Below are 15,574 nucleotides of genomic sequence, written 5' to 3' on the forward strand. Positions count from 1 at the left end.
GAGACCGGTTTTCGGACGGGATCATGGTCGAACGCAGAGATAGGGGCCTATGCCGATTCCTTCTGCATGGATCGGGCTCGATATCCGCGCTGGTCTTCGCTGCCGGGGCGGTGGCGTTGTGGTCGACAAATGCGCTGGTCGGCAAGTCCCTGCTGGCCAGTCACCCGGTGTCGCAGGTGCAGTTCCTGCAATTTGTAGGGGCCGCCCTGGTCTTCGCGGTCATCCGGTCGATGAGCCGCGAGAAAGCCGCGACGACCACGGCAAGCACCGCGCTGGTGCCGCTCGCGGTCGGCTTTATCGGTCTGGTCGGCACCATGGTGCTGCAATATATCGCCTTTGCCTCGATGCCGGTGATCGAAGCCAATCTCGTGGCCTACACCTGGCCCTTGATGGTTGCCGCGGCAGTGATCGCTTTCGACAATCCCCGGCGTCCGGCCTTGCTGGGCATTGCCGCGGCCCTTGGCTTCGTCGGCGTCGCGCTGGTGATTTCGGGAGGGCGTGACCGCACCTGGTTCCAGGGTGATCTCGCCGGCTATTCGGCCGCATTCGGGTCCGCGCTGTGCATGGCTTTCTATTCGGTGATGGTGGGGCGGCTCGCCACGTCGCCGGACCGCCTGTTGCTGCCCTCGTCGCTGGTCGGCGTCGCCTTGACGCTTATATGGTCCGCTCGCGAAGGCGTCGCCTGGCCCACCGGAGTGGATCTGGTCCTCGGGCTTTATCTCGGCGCTGGCCCGATGGGGCTGGGTTATTACTTCTGGTCACGCGCCTTGAAGCTCGGAGGCAGCGGCAAGGTGGCTGTCGTCGCCTATCTCACGCCGATTGCTTCGACGCTGCTGTTGACGTTGTCCGGCGAACGGCTGACGACCACCGCCATTGCCGGAGCCATTCTCGTGATCGGCAGTTGTGTCGCGGTCGGTCTGGAGCGTTCGGAGGCGCAAGACTATGTTTGATGACATTGAACGTCTCGCCAGGCAGGAAGCGCATTGGCTGATCAAGGAATTTGGCGCCGAGGCACCGCTTTACGCCGCAATGAAGGCCGAAAAGGCGATTGAACAGAAGGATTTCGGGCGTTGTGCCCGCTGGAAGCGTATTCTTGAGATATTGGCCGACAGCCGCCCAACCAAGTCTGCCACCTCCAAGTATTAGATTTTCTAATTTGCACGACGTCGATTTCTCATAAAAGTAGTTGATGCCAAGTCTTGATTCGTTTTGGGATTTGGCGGCCCGTTGGGGGGCGCGGTTAAAGAGATACATCGACAAAAGTCTTTACTGGGGTAGATGACTTTGTCGCAGATAGGGTGAAAGAATTGTCAAATATCGAGGATAAGACCGTTATCGAGCTGACCGCCGATATTGTCTCCGCCTATGTAGGCAACAACCCGCTTCCGGCTTCCGGCCTGCCTGACCTGATTGCCAGCGTCAGCGCCTCGGTCCGAAAGCTGGCTGGTGCGGCCGTCGTGGAAAGCCCGAGCCTTGTTCCGGCCGTAAATCCGAAAAAGTCGGTGTTTCCCGACTACATCATCTGCCTGGAGGACGGAAAGAAGTTCAAGTCGCTCAAGCGACACCTCAGGACGGACTACGGTTTGAGCCCGGATGACTATCGGGCCAAATGGGGCTTGCCGCCGGACTATCCGATGGTCGCGCCGAACTACTCGGCGACCCGGTCGGCGCTGGCGAAATCGACGGGACTTGGCCGCAAGCCGGTCGCTGCGCCGGCGGTCGTGGCCAAGGCGACAAAGCGTGGCAAGGCCACTGCCTGAGGCCTTGCTGGCCGGTATTGCAGGTCACTGATCGGCTGCTCTGGCGGCGCATTGTGCGCGCCGTTTCCAGGCCTTGTGCGGCCAACTGGCCCGCAAGGTCTTGCGAAGCGTTGATGTCCAGTGCAAAAGCGCGGCCATGCTTATCATCAATGATCTTTCACTCCGCATGGCGGGGCGCTTGCTCCTCGACCACGCCTCGCTCACCTTGCCGGCCGGCACCAAGGCCGGTCTTGTCGGCCGCAACGGCACCGGCAAGACGACGCTGTTCAAGGCCATAACAGGCGATTTTCCCTCCGAGACAGGCTCGATCAGCCTGCCGAAGAATACGCGCATCGGCCAGGTGGCGCAGGAAGCGCCTGGAACCGAGGACCCGCTGATCGAGATCGTGCTCAAGGCCGATCTCGAGCGCACCGCGCTGCTCGAAGAAGAGAAGACGGCGACCGATCCGCACCGCATCGCAGACATCCACATGCGGCTGGCCGACATCGACGCTCATTCGGCCGAATCGCGCGCGGCCACCATTCTCGCCGGCCTCGGCTTCGACGACGCCGCGCAGCGGCGTCCGGCCTCGTCCTTCTCCGGCGGCTGGCGTATGCGCGTGGCGTTGGCCGCCGTACTGTTTTCCGAGCCGGATCTCCTGCTGCTCGACGAGCCGACCAATTATCTCGACCTCGAAGGCACGCTGTGGCTGGAAAACTACGTCTCAAAGTATCCGCACACCGTGCTCCTGATTTCGCACGATCGCGATCTGCTCAACCGCGCCGTCAACTCGATCGTTCATCTCGACCAGAAGAAGCTGACCTTCTGGCGCGGCGGTTACGACCAGTTCGAGCGCCAGTACACCGAGCAGAAGGAGTTGCAGGAAAAGGGCCGGGTCAAGCAGGAAGCCGCCCGCAAGCATATGGAATCCTTCGTCGAGCGGTTTCGCGCAAAGGCCTCCAAGGCAAGACAGGCGCAGTCGCGCATCAAGGCGTTGGAAAAGATGAAGCCGATCTCGGCCATCGTCAACGACACGGTGCGGCCGTTCTCTTTCCCCGAACCTGTGAAGACGGTGGCCTCGCCGATCGTTGCGCTGAACAACGTCAATGTCGGTTATACCGAGGGCCAGCCGATCCTGAAGAAGATGACGCTGCGCATCGACGCCGACGACCGCATCGCGCTGCTCGGCGCCAACGGCAACGGCAAGTCGACCTTCGCCAAATTGCTGTCGGGTCGCCTGAAGCAGGAAACCGGCACCATGACGGTGGCGCCCGGGCTGAAGGTGGCGATCTTCGCCCAGCACCAGCTCGACGATCTGCGCCCCGAGGAGAATGCCTATGAGCATGTCCGCCGGCTGATGCCGGAGGCGCCGGAATCCAAGGTGCGCGGCCGCGTCGCCCAGTTCGGTCTCACGACCGAGAAGATGAACACGCCCGCCAAGGATCTGTCCGGTGGCGAGAAGGCGCGCCTTCTGATGGGCCTGTCGGCCTTCGAGGGTCCGAACCTGTTCATCCTCGACGAGCCGACCAACCACCTCGACATCGACAGCCGCGAATCGCTGATCCATGCGCTGAATGAATTTCCCGGCGCCGTCATTCTGATCTCGCACGACCGCCATCTGCTGGAGGCGACGGCCGACCGGCTGTGGCTGGTCAAGGATGGTGCGGTCAATCCCTATGACGGCGACCTCGAGGACTACAAGACGCTGGTGACCGGCGTCTCCGGCGACCGCCGCGGCAAGCGCGAGGCCGACAAGGCGTCAAAAGCCGATCGCCGCCGCGACGCCGCAGCGCGCCGCGCCGCCTTCGAGCCGTTGGCCAAGGAAATCCGCGCCACCGAGGCGCTGATGGACCGTATCCGCAAGCGCATCGACGGCATCGAGGACGAACTGTCCAATCCGGCGGTCTACGAGAAGGATCCGTCGACTGCGACCAGGCTCGCCAAGGAACGCTCGCAGCTTGCCCAGACGCTTGCCGGCCATGAGGAAAAATGGCTGACCATGTCGGCGGAATATGAGGAAGGGACGGCGGAGTAGAGCTAATCTCCCCCCTCGTGGGGGAGATGCCCGGCAGGGCAGAGGGGGGCGCTGTCCCGCCAACCTGCCGGTCTCTTTGCAATCACCATCGCCAACTTCGGTGGCATATTGATGGGGCTCGATAGGCCGCGATCCTTCACGCCCCCCCTCTGTCCTGCCGGACATCTCCCCCACAAGGGGGGAGATTGGCTAATCATCTGGCCCTACACGCCACTGTCAAAAGCCGCTAGACAAATGGCATGAACCAGCACGCGAAGCTCCGCATTGGCCATTCGGCCTGTCCGCATGATTGCCCGTCGACCTGCGCGCTCGAGGTCGAACTGCTCGACGGCAATCGCATCGGCCGCGTCCATGGCGCCAAGTCCAATACCTATACGGCCGGTGTCGTCTGCGCCAAGGTCGCCCGCTATGCCGACCGCGTCCATCATCCCGACCGTTTGCTGAAGCCGCTGGTGCGCAAGGGCGCCAAGGGCGAGGGCGTCTGGCAGGAGGCAAGCTGGGAAGCCGCACTCGACCTCGTTGCCGAGAATTTCATCGCGGCCGAGGAGAAGTACGGATCGGAGACGGTCTGGCCTTACTATTACGCCGGCACGATGGGGCTGGTGCAGCGCGACGGCATCGACCGGCTGCGGCATGCGAAGAAGTACTCGGGCTTCTTCGGCTCGATCTGCACCAATCTCGCCTGGACCGGCTGGATGATGGGGGCGGGCGCCTTGCGCGGTCCCGATCCGCGAGAAATGGCCAAATCCGATTGCGTCGTGATCTGGGGCACCAATGCGGTGGTCACGCAGGTCAATGTCATGACCCACGCCATCAAGGCGCGCAAGGAACGCGGCGCGAAAATCATCGTCATCGACGTCTATGAAAACGCCACGATGAAACAGGCCGATATGGGCCTGGTGCTGAAGCCCGGCACCGACGGCGCGCTGGCTTGTGCTGTCATGCATGTCCTGTTCAGGGAAAGCCTGGCCGACCGCGCCTATCTCGAAAGATACACCGACGACCCTCTGGGCCTTGAAGCGCATCTGCGCACCCGCACGCCGGAGTGGGCGGCTGATATCACCGGTTTGACGGTCGCCGAGATCGAGGCCTTCGCCCGGCTCGTCGGCACGACGAAAAAGACTTATTTCCGGCTCGGCTACGGCTTTGCGCGCCAGCGCAACGGCGCCGTCAACATGCATGCGGCGTCATGCATCGCCGCGGTCACCGGCGCCTGGCAGTATGAGGGCGGCGGCGCCTTCCATTCCAATTCCGGCATCTTCAAGCTCAATCAGGATGTGCTGGAAGGCTCAAGAATGCGCGATCCCTCGATCCGCTATCTCGATCACTCGCGCATCGGCCCGGTGCTGACCGGCGCCAGCGACGCGCTCTACGGCGGACCGCCGGTGACGGCCATGCTCATCCAGAACACCAATCCGGTGAATGTCGCGCCCGAGCAGCGGCTGGTGAAGCAGGGATTTTTGCGCGACGATTTGTTCACCTGCGTGCACGAGCAGTTCATGACCGACACGGCCAAGCTGGCCGATGTCGTGCTGCCGGCGACGATGTTCGTCGAGCATGACGACATCTACAAGGGCGGCGGCAACCAGCATATCACGCTCGGCCCCAAGCTGATCGAGCCGCCGGAAGGGCCGCGCACCAACCATTTCGTCATCGAGCAGCTGGCCCAGCGCCTCGGCGTCGCCGATCGGCCGGGCTTTGGCCTCACCGAGCAGCAGCATATCGACATCATCCTCGGCAAGCGCGGGCTGGGCAGCTTCGATTCCTTGAAGGAAGAGAAGTGGGTCGACCTGCAGCCGGATTTCGAAACCGCGCATTTCATCCGGGGCTTCGGCCATGCGGACGGCAAATTCCGCTTCCGCGCCGACTGGACCGGGCAGGCGGCTCCCAACCGGCCGCCGAAGAGCATGGGCCTGTTCGGCCCGGTGGCGCGATTGCCGGAATTTCCCGATCATGTCGACCTGATCGAAGTGGCCGACGAAGCGCATCCGTTCCGCCTGACGACCTCGCCGGCGCGCAACTTCCTCAACTCGACCTTTTCCGAGACACCGGTTTCAAGGGCGAAGGAAGGCCGCCCCGAACTCCTGCTGCATCCCGACGATGCGGCGGCTCTCGAACTTGCCGACGGCGACCGGGTCGAGGTCGGCAACATGCGCGGCGAGGTGGTGCTACACGCCAGATTGTTCGACGGCATCAAGCGTGGCGTCGTGATCGCCGAGGGCATCTGGCCGAACAGCGCGCATGAGCGCGGCGAAGGCATCAACGTGCTGACCGGCGCCGATGCCCCCGCGCCCTATGGCGGCGCGGCCTTCCACGACAACAAGGTGTGGTTGCGCCGGGCGCAGGAGCTGAGCGCCTAGCCCCGCAGATTTTCCTGATCCGGATTCACCTCTGGCCCAAGCACCAGCGGTCGCGAATGCCAGCTCCCGTCTCTATAGAGGCATTCGTCCGTCGCAATGGGAGAGTGTCGATGGCAGGCGCGATTTCGCTTCTGGGAATACCGCATGACGGGAATTCATCCTACCTCCAGGGTGCGGCCAAGGCGCCACCGCTGATCAGGCGCGAACTCACCAGCGATGCTTACTCCTCATGGAGCGAGACCGGCTTCGACCTGAGCGACCGCTTCGTCGATCATGGCGATATCGACTTCACCCAACCGGGCGATCCCTGGCAGCGGATCGAAAGCGAAGTCGGCCGCGCACTGGACGCGGGCCATCCGCTGATCAGCCTGGGCGGCGATCACGCCATCTCCTGGCCGGTGCTGCGCGCTGTACGCCGTCGCCATCCAAGCCTGACGATCGTGCATATCGATGCCCACCCAGACATCTATCATGCCTACGATGACAATCCGCGTTCGCACACTTCGCCCTTCGCACGCATCATGGAGGAACGGCTTGCCGACCGGCTGATCCAGATCGGCCTGCGCACCGTGAACGGCCATCACCGCGATCAATTCAGGCGCTTTGGTGTCGAAGTGGTGGAGGCCGCGCGTTTCAGCGAGAGCCTGTCGCTCGATCTCAAGACGCCGGTCTATATCTCGATGGATCTCGACGGGCTCGATCCGGCCTTTGCGCCGGGCGTCTCCCACCGCGAGCCCGGCGGCCTGTCGACACGGCAGGTCATCAACCTGATTCAAGGCATCAACCAGCCGATCGTTGCCGCTGATATCGTTGAATACAATCCAAGCCAGGACCTCTCCAACGTGACGGCGCTTGTCGCCGCCAAACTGGCGAAGGAGATCGCCGGCATGATGCTCAGGACATCGCCTGCGGATTGAGAACGCGGCGCGGCTTCACACCGGCAGGGTCTCGGTCGCCTCTTTCCTGTTTTGCCGCTGGCGGATGTCGTCGGCGACCGCCTGGGCTTCGATGCCGATTTCGCGCAGCAGCCCGGTGACCGCATTGTGGAAGCCGACCAGATAGAGGCCGAGATCCGAAGCGCGCGCATTGACGCCGCTGGCACCTGGCTCGATGCCGGGTTCGAGCAACCTGGCATAGCCCGGCCGGTAGCCGGTGGCGAAGAGGATGGCGTCGAATTCGCCGTGGCCGCCATCGACAAAACGGGCACCGCGTTCCGAGATTTCGGCGATGTCGGGCGCCACCTTGATCGCGCCTTCGCGGATCTTGCCGATCGTGCCGACATCGATCACCGGAATGCGCGACGCAAGGGCGATCTGTTGCAGCAATCCCTGCTTCGGCCGTCTGAGCCCAAATTTCTCCAGCCTGCCCAGCACAAGGTCGAGAATGAGGGGGAACAGGGCGTCATTGATGCGCCGTGGCCCGAGCCGCGTCGCCATGCCGACCATTTGGATCGGCACGCCGAACAGTTCGCGCGGCACGATGTGAACGCCGTCGCGCACCGAGATCGTCGGCCGGGCACCGCCTTCCGCCAGATCGAGCGCAATCTCGGCACCGGTGTTGCCCATGCCGACGACCAGCACCGACTGGCCGGCAAAAGGCCTAGAGTTGCGGTAGTCGGCGCTGTGCAGCATCTTGCCCTTGAAGGCGTCGATGCCGGCAAATTTGGGCAGCAAGGGCTCGGCATTGTAGCCGGACGCGATCACCACGTGCCAGGCGCGTAAGGCGCCGGACGTCGATTCCACCCGCCAGCCGCGGCCCGCCCGGGTGATCGCTCGCACGGTTTCGCCGAAGCGGGGCTCGAGGTCGAAATGCTTCGCATAGGCGTCGAGATACGCGACCACGAGATGGCGCGGCACATAGCGCGGATAATCCTTGGGGAAGGGGACGAAGGGCAGCGAAGAGTAGCGTTTGGTCGTATGCAGATGCACGCGATCATAGTGACGCCGCCAGGCCGGCGCGGCCTGCTGCTCCTTTTCGAGCATGACAAAATCCACTCCGGCTTGCCGCAGGCACGCGGCAACCGCCAGGCCCGCTGGCCCGGCACCGATGATCGCGACCTTCGTGGTTTCGTCCATGCGCGCCTCCACCGCCAATTCGCGATCCTGAGAATGTCAGAAACGTGGCAGGGGTGCCACGTGCTCATCCAGGCAAGGGCACCGTCAACCCGACCTTGACGCGGTCCATGGCGACGAAGGTGCGGAACTTCCGCACATTGTTGCTGCCGAAGAACAGTTTTCGCGTCAGCGCCTCATAGGCGCCCATGTCGGCTACGGTGATGACGAGGATGAAGTCGGCCTCGCCGGTGACATAATAGCATTGCTGCACTTGCGGCTCTGCCGAGAATTGCCGCTTGGCCGCATCGATCAGTTCGGTGCGTTCGCTCTCCAACTCGACCTCGACGAAGATGGTGATGGGCCGGCCGACGGCCGCCGGCTCCACCACGGCGACGTTGCCGGCAATGACGCCGGTCTGTTCCATGCGCTTGATGCGGCGCTGCACGGCCGGCGCCGACAGGTTCACCGCCTCGCCGATCAGCCGTTGCGGCGTCGTATTGTCCCGCTGCAGGATGGCAAGGATGGCGAGATCGAAGCTGTCGAGGGAGACCGGCGACTGCGGCATTGGCGTATCCTGACGAAACAAACTTGCATTTTGAGAGCCGAATTACAGCGCCTTTTGCGCATGTCCTGCAATATCTTCTCTCGGACGACGCCGAGGAGACCGCCAATGTTCCTGCCCAACAGCAATGCCTTGCACCGCCGGCCCCTGGGCGCGGCCGATGCCGAAACCCTCGGCATCGCCGGGGCGGACACCGTCGAGCGTTTCCTTGCCCGCCGTGACAATCATCTGGCAACGCCGCTGCACGCGCTGCCGGCGCTGGCGGGCGAGCTCGGTCTCGCTGCCTTGCACGTCAAGGATGAGGGCTTTCGGCTCGGGCTCGGCAGCTTCAAGGCGCTGGGTGGCGCCTATGCGGTCTTCCGGCTGGTCCTGGAAGAAGCCAGCAAGCGTCTGGGCCGCTCCGTCGAAGTCGGCGATCTCGATCGCCCCGAAGTCCGGTCGGTCGCGGCGACCATGACGGTTGCTTGCGCCACCGACGGCAATCACGGCCGCTCCGTCGCGCAGGGCGCCGAACTCGTCGGTGCCAAGGCGGCGATCTTCGTCCATGCCGGCGTCAGCGACGAACGCGTCGCGGCCATCGCCCGCTACGGGGCCGAGATGATCCGCGTCGACGGCAATTATGACGATTCGGTCAGGCAGGCGGCGCGCATCGCCGCCGAGAAAGGCTGGACGGTGGTTTCCGATACCTCATGGCCGGGCTACGAACGCATTCCGGGGCTTGTCATGCAGGGCTACACGGCGATCGTGCGCGAAGCGCTGCGCCAGCTCTCCGACCCGCCGACGCATGTCTTCGTGCAGGCAGGCGTCGGCGGCATCGCGGCGGCGATCGCCGGCCATCTCGCCATCGTGCTCGGAGAAGCCAGGCCTGTTTTCACGGTGGTGGAACCTGCGCGCGCCGCCTGCGTCTTCGGCGCCGCCAAGGCCGGGCACCCGGTCAAGATCGCGCATGGCGAGGCGACGGTCATGGCGATGCTCGAATGCTACGAGGCCTCGCCTGTCGCCTGGCGCGTGCTGGCACGCGTCGCCGATGCCTTCATGACCGTCGACGAGGACGATGCCGTGGCCGTGATGCGGCGGCTGGCAAGGCCGTCCGGCAACGATCCGGCCATCGTTGCCGGTGAAAGCGGAGGGGTCGGTCTTGCCGGACTGATCCGGGCGATGGCCGGTCACAAGGCCGAGCTTGGCCTCGACGCCACTTCGCGCGTGCTGGTCATCAACACCGAAGCCGCGACCGACCCCCGCCGCTATGCCGAGCTCGTCGGCATGAACCCGGCGGATGTGCTTGCCGGCAAGATGCTTTCAGGAGCAACGCCATGATCTCGATCGACGGACAAAGACTGCTTGGCCGCATCCGCGAACTCGGCGGCATCGGCCGTGATGGCGAGGGCAGGCTGGTGCGGCTGGCCGCCTCCGATGCCGACCGGCTGGGTCGCGACCGCTTCGTCGGCTGGCTGCGCGAGGCCGGGCTCGAAATCGCCATCGATCGCATGGGCAACATCTTCGGCATCTGGCAGGTACCTGAGAACGCCGGGCAGGCGCCAATCCTCGTCGGCTCGCATATCGACACCGTCATCGATGCCGGCATTTATGACGGCTGCTACGGTGTACTGGCCGGCCTGGAGGTCATCGAGACGCTGAAGGGGTCAGGCTATGTCCCGTCGCGCCCGCTCGCGGTCGCCGCCTTCACCAATGAGGAAGGGGTTCGCTATTCCCCCGACATGATGGGTTCACTGGTCCATGCCGGCGGCGTCGGTATCGAAGAGGCGCTGGCCGCCGTCGGCACCGACGGCAGCGTGCTGGGAGAGGAGCTGGCCCGCATCGGCTATGCCGGCGACGAGGAGCCCGGCTTCCTCAAACCGCATGTCTATCTCGAACTGCATATAGAGCAAGGCCCGGTGCTGGAACGCGAAGGCGTGCCGATCGGCGCCGTGGAAAACCTGCAAGGCATCTCCTGGCAGCGCATCACCATAGACGGCATCGCCAACCATGCCGGCACCACGCCGATGTCGATGCGCAATGATGCCGGCCATGCGGCTGCGAGTGTCGTCACGTTCCTGCACGACCGCGCCAAAGCCTCGAACACGCCGACCGTTGCAACCGTCGGCACGATGCGTTTCGAGCCAAACGCCATCAATGTCATTCCCTCGCGCGCCGTCTTCACCGTCGACCTGCGCGACCCTTTCGAGCATCGCCTGCAGGCGGAGGAGGCGGCACTTGCCGCATTTCTCGAGGACCTCGCGGCCGCCGATGGCGTCACGGTCTCGGTCGAGCGGCTGGCCCGCTTCGAGCCGGTGATTTTCGACAGCCGCATCGTCGAACTGATCGAGGCTGCCGCCAGCAACCGCGGATTGGTCTCGAAGCGCATGACGTCAGGCGCCGGCCATGATGCGCAGATGATGGCGCGCCTTGCGCCCGCGGCGATGATTTTCGTGCCGAGCGCCGGCGGCATCAGCCACAATCCGCGCGAACATACGGACGATGCCGAGCTTGTCGCCGGCGCCAACATCCTGCTTGATGTCGTCGCCCGCCTTGCGGATCAGGAGATATCAGGCAATGGCTGAAATCGACCGTGACGCGCTGAAGCTGGAGATGACCGGGTGGCGGCGCGATCTGCACGCGCACCCCGAATTCGGCTTCGAGGAGAAGCGCACCGCGGCCTTCGTCGCGGCCAAGCTGCGCGAATTCGGCCTGGACGATGTCGCCGAGGGTGTCGGCGGCACAGGCGTCGTCGGCACGTTGCAGCGCGGCAACGGCAACCGTGCCATCGCGCTCAGGGCCGACATGGATGCGCTGCGCATATCAGAGCAATCGACCGCGCCACACCGCTCCGGCAATCCCGGTCTCATGCATGCCTGCGGCCATGACGGCCACACGGCGATGCTGCTTGGTGCGGCCAAGCTTCTGGCCGGGGAGGGCGGTTTCGACGGCACCGTGCGCTTCATCTTCCAGCCGGCGGAGGAATGGGGAAAAGGCGCGTTGGCGATGCTCGACGATGGCCTGATGCAGCGCTTTCCCTTCGACGAGGTCTTTGGCCTGCACAACATGCCTGGCCTGCCCGTCGGGCATTTCGAAACCCGCGCCGGTCCGGTCATGTCGGCCGAGGATATCTTCGAGATCGTGCTCAAGGGGTTGGGCGGCCACGCGGCCCGGCCGCATTCGGGTCAGGAAACGCTGGTCGCCGCCTGTGCGCTGGTCACCAGTCTTCAGACCATCGTCTCGCGCCGGCTGAGCCCGGCCGACATCGCCGTGGTTTCGGTGACCGAGCTGATCACCGACGGCACCCGCAACGCACTGCCGGGCTTTGCCCGCGTCCTTGGCGACGCGCGCAGCTTCCGCCCCGAGGTCAGCGCCGAGATCGAGCGCCAGATGCGCATCATCGCCGAAGGCATCGCTGCCGCGTACAATGTTGCCGCCGAGGTCAACTACACCAGGGAATTCGTGCCTTTGCGCAACGATGCCGAACTGGTCGATGCGGCCTTCGCCGCCGCCACGACGGTTTTCGAGCCTGGCAATATCGCGGTCGCCCGCGAACCGATGACGGCGTCGGAGGATTTCGCCCGCTTCCTCGACCACGTGCCGGGCTGCTTCGTCTTCCTCGGCAACGGCGAGGGTTCGGCGCCGCTTCACAATTCCAGCTACGACTTCAACGATGACGGGCTGTTGTTCGGCGTCGATTTCCATGTCGCCATCGCCAGACAGCGGCTTGGGACTTGAACCCACGGGGGGGCTTTTCGCGGCATTTTACCGGGGGAAAACGCCCGGAAAAGGCCGATATCCTTGATCTCGCATGACGCTGCGGCAAGACTCAGCTAGCGTGCTTCATGCGGCGGACCTGATATCCGCCTGGCCGGCGCTATCAGATTACCTCCCAAGCGGCGCCGGCCTTCTCCCCTGTGCGCTAAATTAGCTTTCGTTAAATTTAGAATGCTGGCGCTTGGCGGAAGTTAGCGTTTTGCTGCCAAGACTCCACGCTTTGGGTGCTGGGGGAGCCATGGATGCGCGGGCAGAGCTGGATAAAGGCGTTGCGTCAGGACGAAGCGCGGCGAGTGCGCGCGCGTATCGCTGAACTCGAACAAAACTTGACCGCTGCCTCGGCCCAGACACGACAATTGCGCCAGGACGCAGGCCACGAACTGCGCAATGCCAAGTTCCGCCTCGACCGCCTCGAGGAATGGATCGCGGCGATGCGTTGATGACGACCCCGCAATTGTCGGGTGCGGGCCACCATTCACTGCCTGGCAATGCCATTGTTCGCGGCAGGAATTGCGAGACCTTGGTCCCCTCCAGTCGCCTTTGTCGGCGGCAGTTTGTTGTCACAGGCCGTGAGCGCCAAGGCGACGAGCGCGAGGATCAGTCCTAGCTTTTTCATCGCTACCTCCTCCAAGTCAGAACGAGGCGGCGCCGGTTTGGTTGCGGCGATTGCGCCGAGGGAACAAAAGGCCCGGCCTCCAGTTGATCCAGAGAAGGAGGACCGCCCACATGATCCGTTTGCTTCTGGTCGGCACGCTGGCCTTTGTCACTTACCGTCTCGCCCGCAAGATGATCGACGAGGTCCCCGACACTGTCGATCCGCTCTTGCTGCCGGCGCCTGCAAACGACCGCGAAGCGCTGCGCCGGCAATCGGCGGCGATGGGCGTTGACCCGAAACGCTGATCGTATTGCTCGCCGAATTGGCGGAGCCGCTTCTCTGTTGCGAACAAAGCGGAAACGATGCTTGATGGGCGATGAACCTCGCCGCCCATGATTCGACCTTTTTGGACTCGACCGTCCAGCCGGCCTATCTCGCCCGGCTGAATGATGCCCAGCGCCAGGCCGTCGAACATGGCGACGGCAAGATTGCAGGCCCGCTGCTGGTCATTGCCGGGGCTGGCTCCGGCAAGACCAATACGCTGGCGCACCGCGTCGCTCATCTGATCGTCAAGGGAGCCGACCCGCGCCGCATCCTGCTGATGACGTTTTCGCGGCGCGCGGCATCCGAGATGGCCAGACGCGTCGAGCGCATCGCCGGCGAAGTGCTCGGTCGCGACGCCGCGGTGATCACGGATGCGCTCACCTGGGCCGGCACTTTTCATGGCATCGGTGCGCGGCTGTTGCGCGATTATGCATTGGAGATCGGCCTCGATCCGGCCTTCACCATCCATGATCGCGAGGATTCCGCCGATCTGATGAATCTCGTGCGCCACGAACTCGGTTTCTCCAGGACGGAAGCGCGCTTTCCGACCAAAGGCACCTGCCTTGCCATCTATTCGCGCGCCGTCAACGCGCAGGCCCCGCTCGGTGAGGTGCTGGGGTCTGCCTTCCCCTGGTGCGCCGGCTGGGCAGAGCAGCTCAAGCAGCTGTTTGCCAGTTACGTCGAGGCCAAGCAGGCGCAGAACGTGCTCGATTACGACGATCTGCTGCTCTACTGGGCGCAGATGACGGCCGAGCCTGAGATCGCCACGCATCTGGGCGGGCGTTTCGATCATGTGCTGGTCGACGAATACCAGGACACCAATCGGCTGCAGGCGTCGATCCTGCTTGCGCTGAAACCCGACGGCGCCGGGCTGACGGTCGTTGGCGACGACGCGCAGTCGATCTATTCGTTCCGCGCCGCCGAGGTGCGCAACATCCTCGACTTTCCCCGGCAGTTCGCGCAGACCGCCGACGTGGTGATGCTGGAGCGCAATTACCGCTCGACCGAGACCATTCTGGCCGCCGCCAATGCGGTCATCGGCGAAGCTTCCGAGCGCTTCACCAAGAACCTGTGGTCGGAACGCAAATCCACCGACAAGCCAAGACTTGTGACCGTGCGCGACGAGGTCGAGCAGGCGAACTTCGTCTGCGACACCATCCTGGCGGAGCGTGAGGCCGGCACCGCGCTGAAGTCACAGGCGGTGCTGTTTCGCGCCTCGCACCACAGCGGACCGCTGGAGATCGAACTGACGCGGCGCAACATTCCTTTCGTCAAGTTCGGTGGCCTGAAATTCCTCGATGCCGCCCACGTCAAGGACGTGCTGGCGGTGCTGCGCTTTGCCGAAAACCCACGCGACCGTGTCGCCGGCTTTCGCGTGCTGCAGCTCTTGCCAGGCATCGGTCCTTCCGCCGCCGCGCAGATCGTCGAGGCCATGACGTCGGCGCTGGACGAGGCGATGGGCCTGGCCGGCTGGCGTCCACCGCAGCGCGCCGCCGACGACTGGCCGGGATTCGTCTCGCTCTATTCCGGCTTGCGTGCCGGCGCCAAATGGCCAGCCGATCTCGAACAGATCAGGCTTTGGTACGAACCGCATCTGGAGCGCATCCACGAGGATGCGACCACGCGCCGGGCGGATCTGCTGCAACTGGAGCAAATCGGGTCGGGCTATGCTTCGCGCGAACGCTTCCTGACCGAGCTGACCCTCGATCCGCCGGACGCGACCAGCGACCAGGCCGGGCCACCGCATCGCGACGAGGACTATCTGATCCTGTCCACCATCCACTCGGCCAAGGGCCAGGAGTGGAAGAACGTCTTCGTGCTGAACACGGTCGATGGCTGCATTCCGGCCGATCTCGCCGTCGGCACCAAGGAGGACATCGAGGAAGAGCGCCGGCTGCTCTACGTGGCGATGACACGAGCCAAGGACAGCCTCAACCTGATCATGCCGCAGCGCTTCTTTCCGCACGGCCAGGCGGCGCGTGGCGACCGTCATCTCTATGCCTCGCGCACCCGTTTCATCCCGGCCTCCATCCTTGCCGCGTTCCAGCAGCTTTCGTGGCCGGCCGCGCAAGCGGCGCAGGGCAGGGCACCCCGGCCGGAGGTGCGCGTCGACATCGGCGCGCGCATGCGCGGCATGTGGAAATAGCAGGAG

Annotated in this window: 14 protein-coding genes; 12 read left to right on the forward strand and 2 right to left on the reverse strand. The window is 64.2% G+C overall.

The window, feature by feature from the left end; translation table 11 throughout:
• The first annotated feature begins 23 nt into the window (after positions 1-23).
• The 6 genes from EN850_RS01360 to speB all read left to right on the forward strand — a co-directional run bounded on the left by EN850_RS01360 (position 24) and on the right by speB (position 7,051).
• Positions 24-950, forward strand: a complete 927-nt coding sequence (locus tag EN850_RS01360) for a DMT family transporter (protein WP_135915352.1) — start codon at positions 24-26, stop codon at positions 948-950.
• Complete coding sequence (locus tag EN850_RS01365) at positions 943-1,146, forward strand: hypothetical protein (protein WP_136090440.1); 204 nt, start codon at positions 943-945, stop codon at positions 1,144-1,146. The genes EN850_RS01360 and EN850_RS01365 overlap by 8 nt, the downstream gene beginning before the upstream one ends.
• Before the next feature lie 161 nt (positions 1,147-1,307).
• Positions 1,308-1,760 (forward strand): MucR family transcriptional regulator, encoded by a 453-nt coding sequence (locus EN850_RS01370; RefSeq protein WP_127871458.1) that lies wholly within the window; start codon positions 1,308-1,310, stop codon positions 1,758-1,760.
• Positions 1,761-1,896: 136 nt separating this feature from the next.
• Positions 1,897-3,774: an ABC-F family ATP-binding cassette domain-containing protein gene (locus EN850_RS01375; protein WP_136090441.1), complete on the forward strand. Its 1,878-nt coding sequence runs from the start codon at positions 1,897-1,899 to the stop codon at positions 3,772-3,774.
• 239 nt (positions 3,775-4,013) lie between these two features.
• Positions 4,014-6,134, forward strand: coding sequence for a molybdopterin oxidoreductase family protein (locus EN850_RS01380; protein ID WP_136090442.1), 2,121 nt, complete (start codon positions 4,014-4,016; stop codon positions 6,132-6,134).
• Between the two features lie 110 nt (positions 6,135-6,244).
• Positions 6,245-7,051: an agmatinase gene (gene speB / locus EN850_RS01385; RefSeq protein ID WP_136090443.1), complete on the forward strand. Its 807-nt coding sequence runs from the start codon at positions 6,245-6,247 to the stop codon at positions 7,049-7,051.
• Positions 7,052-7,066: 15 nt separating this feature from the next.
• Here the strand turns inward: speB and EN850_RS01390 are convergent, their stop codons facing one another.
• Both EN850_RS01390 and EN850_RS01395 read right to left on the reverse strand, forming a co-directional pair.
• Positions 7,067-8,209 carry an NAD(P)/FAD-dependent oxidoreductase gene (locus EN850_RS01390; protein ID WP_136090444.1) on the reverse strand — a complete coding sequence of 381 codons (1,143 nt, stop codon included), beginning with the start codon at positions 8,207-8,209 and terminating at the stop codon, positions 7,067-7,069.
• Positions 8,210-8,273: 64 nt separating this feature from the next.
• Positions 8,274-8,753 (reverse strand): Lrp/AsnC family transcriptional regulator, encoded by a 480-nt coding sequence (locus tag EN850_RS01395; RefSeq protein WP_135883552.1) that lies wholly within the window; start codon positions 8,751-8,753, stop codon positions 8,274-8,276.
• A gap of 105 nt (positions 8,754-8,858) precedes the next feature.
• On the opposite strand from EN850_RS01395, the gene EN850_RS01400 reads away from it, so the two are divergent.
• The 6 genes from EN850_RS01400 (at position 8,859) to EN850_RS01420 (ending at position 15,568) form a co-directional block, all read left to right on the forward strand.
• Entirely contained in the window at positions 8,859-10,067 is a 1,209-nt protein-coding gene (locus tag EN850_RS01400; RefSeq protein ID WP_136090445.1) for a diaminopropionate ammonia-lyase, read from the forward strand.
• On the forward strand, positions 10,064-11,311 hold the full coding sequence (locus EN850_RS01405) for a Zn-dependent hydrolase (protein WP_136090446.1): 1,248 nt from the start codon (positions 10,064-10,066) through the stop codon (positions 11,309-11,311). Before EN850_RS01400 ends, EN850_RS01405 begins: the two co-directional genes overlap by 4 nt.
• Positions 11,304-12,464: a M20 aminoacylase family protein gene (locus EN850_RS01410; protein ID WP_136090447.1), complete on the forward strand. Its 1,161-nt coding sequence runs from the start codon at positions 11,304-11,306 to the stop codon at positions 12,462-12,464. Before EN850_RS01405 ends, EN850_RS01410 begins: the two co-directional genes overlap by 8 nt.
• A gap of 281 nt (positions 12,465-12,745) precedes the next feature.
• The gene (locus tag EN850_RS01415; protein ID WP_135919695.1) at positions 12,746-12,943 is read left to right on the forward strand and encodes a hypothetical protein; all 198 of its coding nucleotides are present in this window, start codon (positions 12,746-12,748) and stop codon (positions 12,941-12,943) included.
• A gap of 286 nt (positions 12,944-13,229) precedes the next feature.
• Entirely contained in the window at positions 13,230-13,403 is a 174-nt protein-coding gene (locus EN850_RS36190; RefSeq protein ID WP_167531203.1) for a hypothetical protein, read from the forward strand.
• A 71-nt stretch (positions 13,404-13,474) separates the two neighbouring features.
• On the forward strand, positions 13,475-15,568 hold the full coding sequence (locus tag EN850_RS01420; RefSeq protein WP_136090448.1) for an ATP-dependent helicase: 2,094 nt from the start codon (positions 13,475-13,477) through the stop codon (positions 15,566-15,568).
• Positions 15,569-15,574: the final 6 nt, after the last annotated feature.

The sequence above is a fragment of the Mesorhizobium sp. M8A.F.Ca.ET.207.01.1.1 genome (genome assembly GCF_004794715.1).
Classification (GTDB): Bacteria; Pseudomonadota; Alphaproteobacteria; order Rhizobiales; family Rhizobiaceae; genus Mesorhizobium.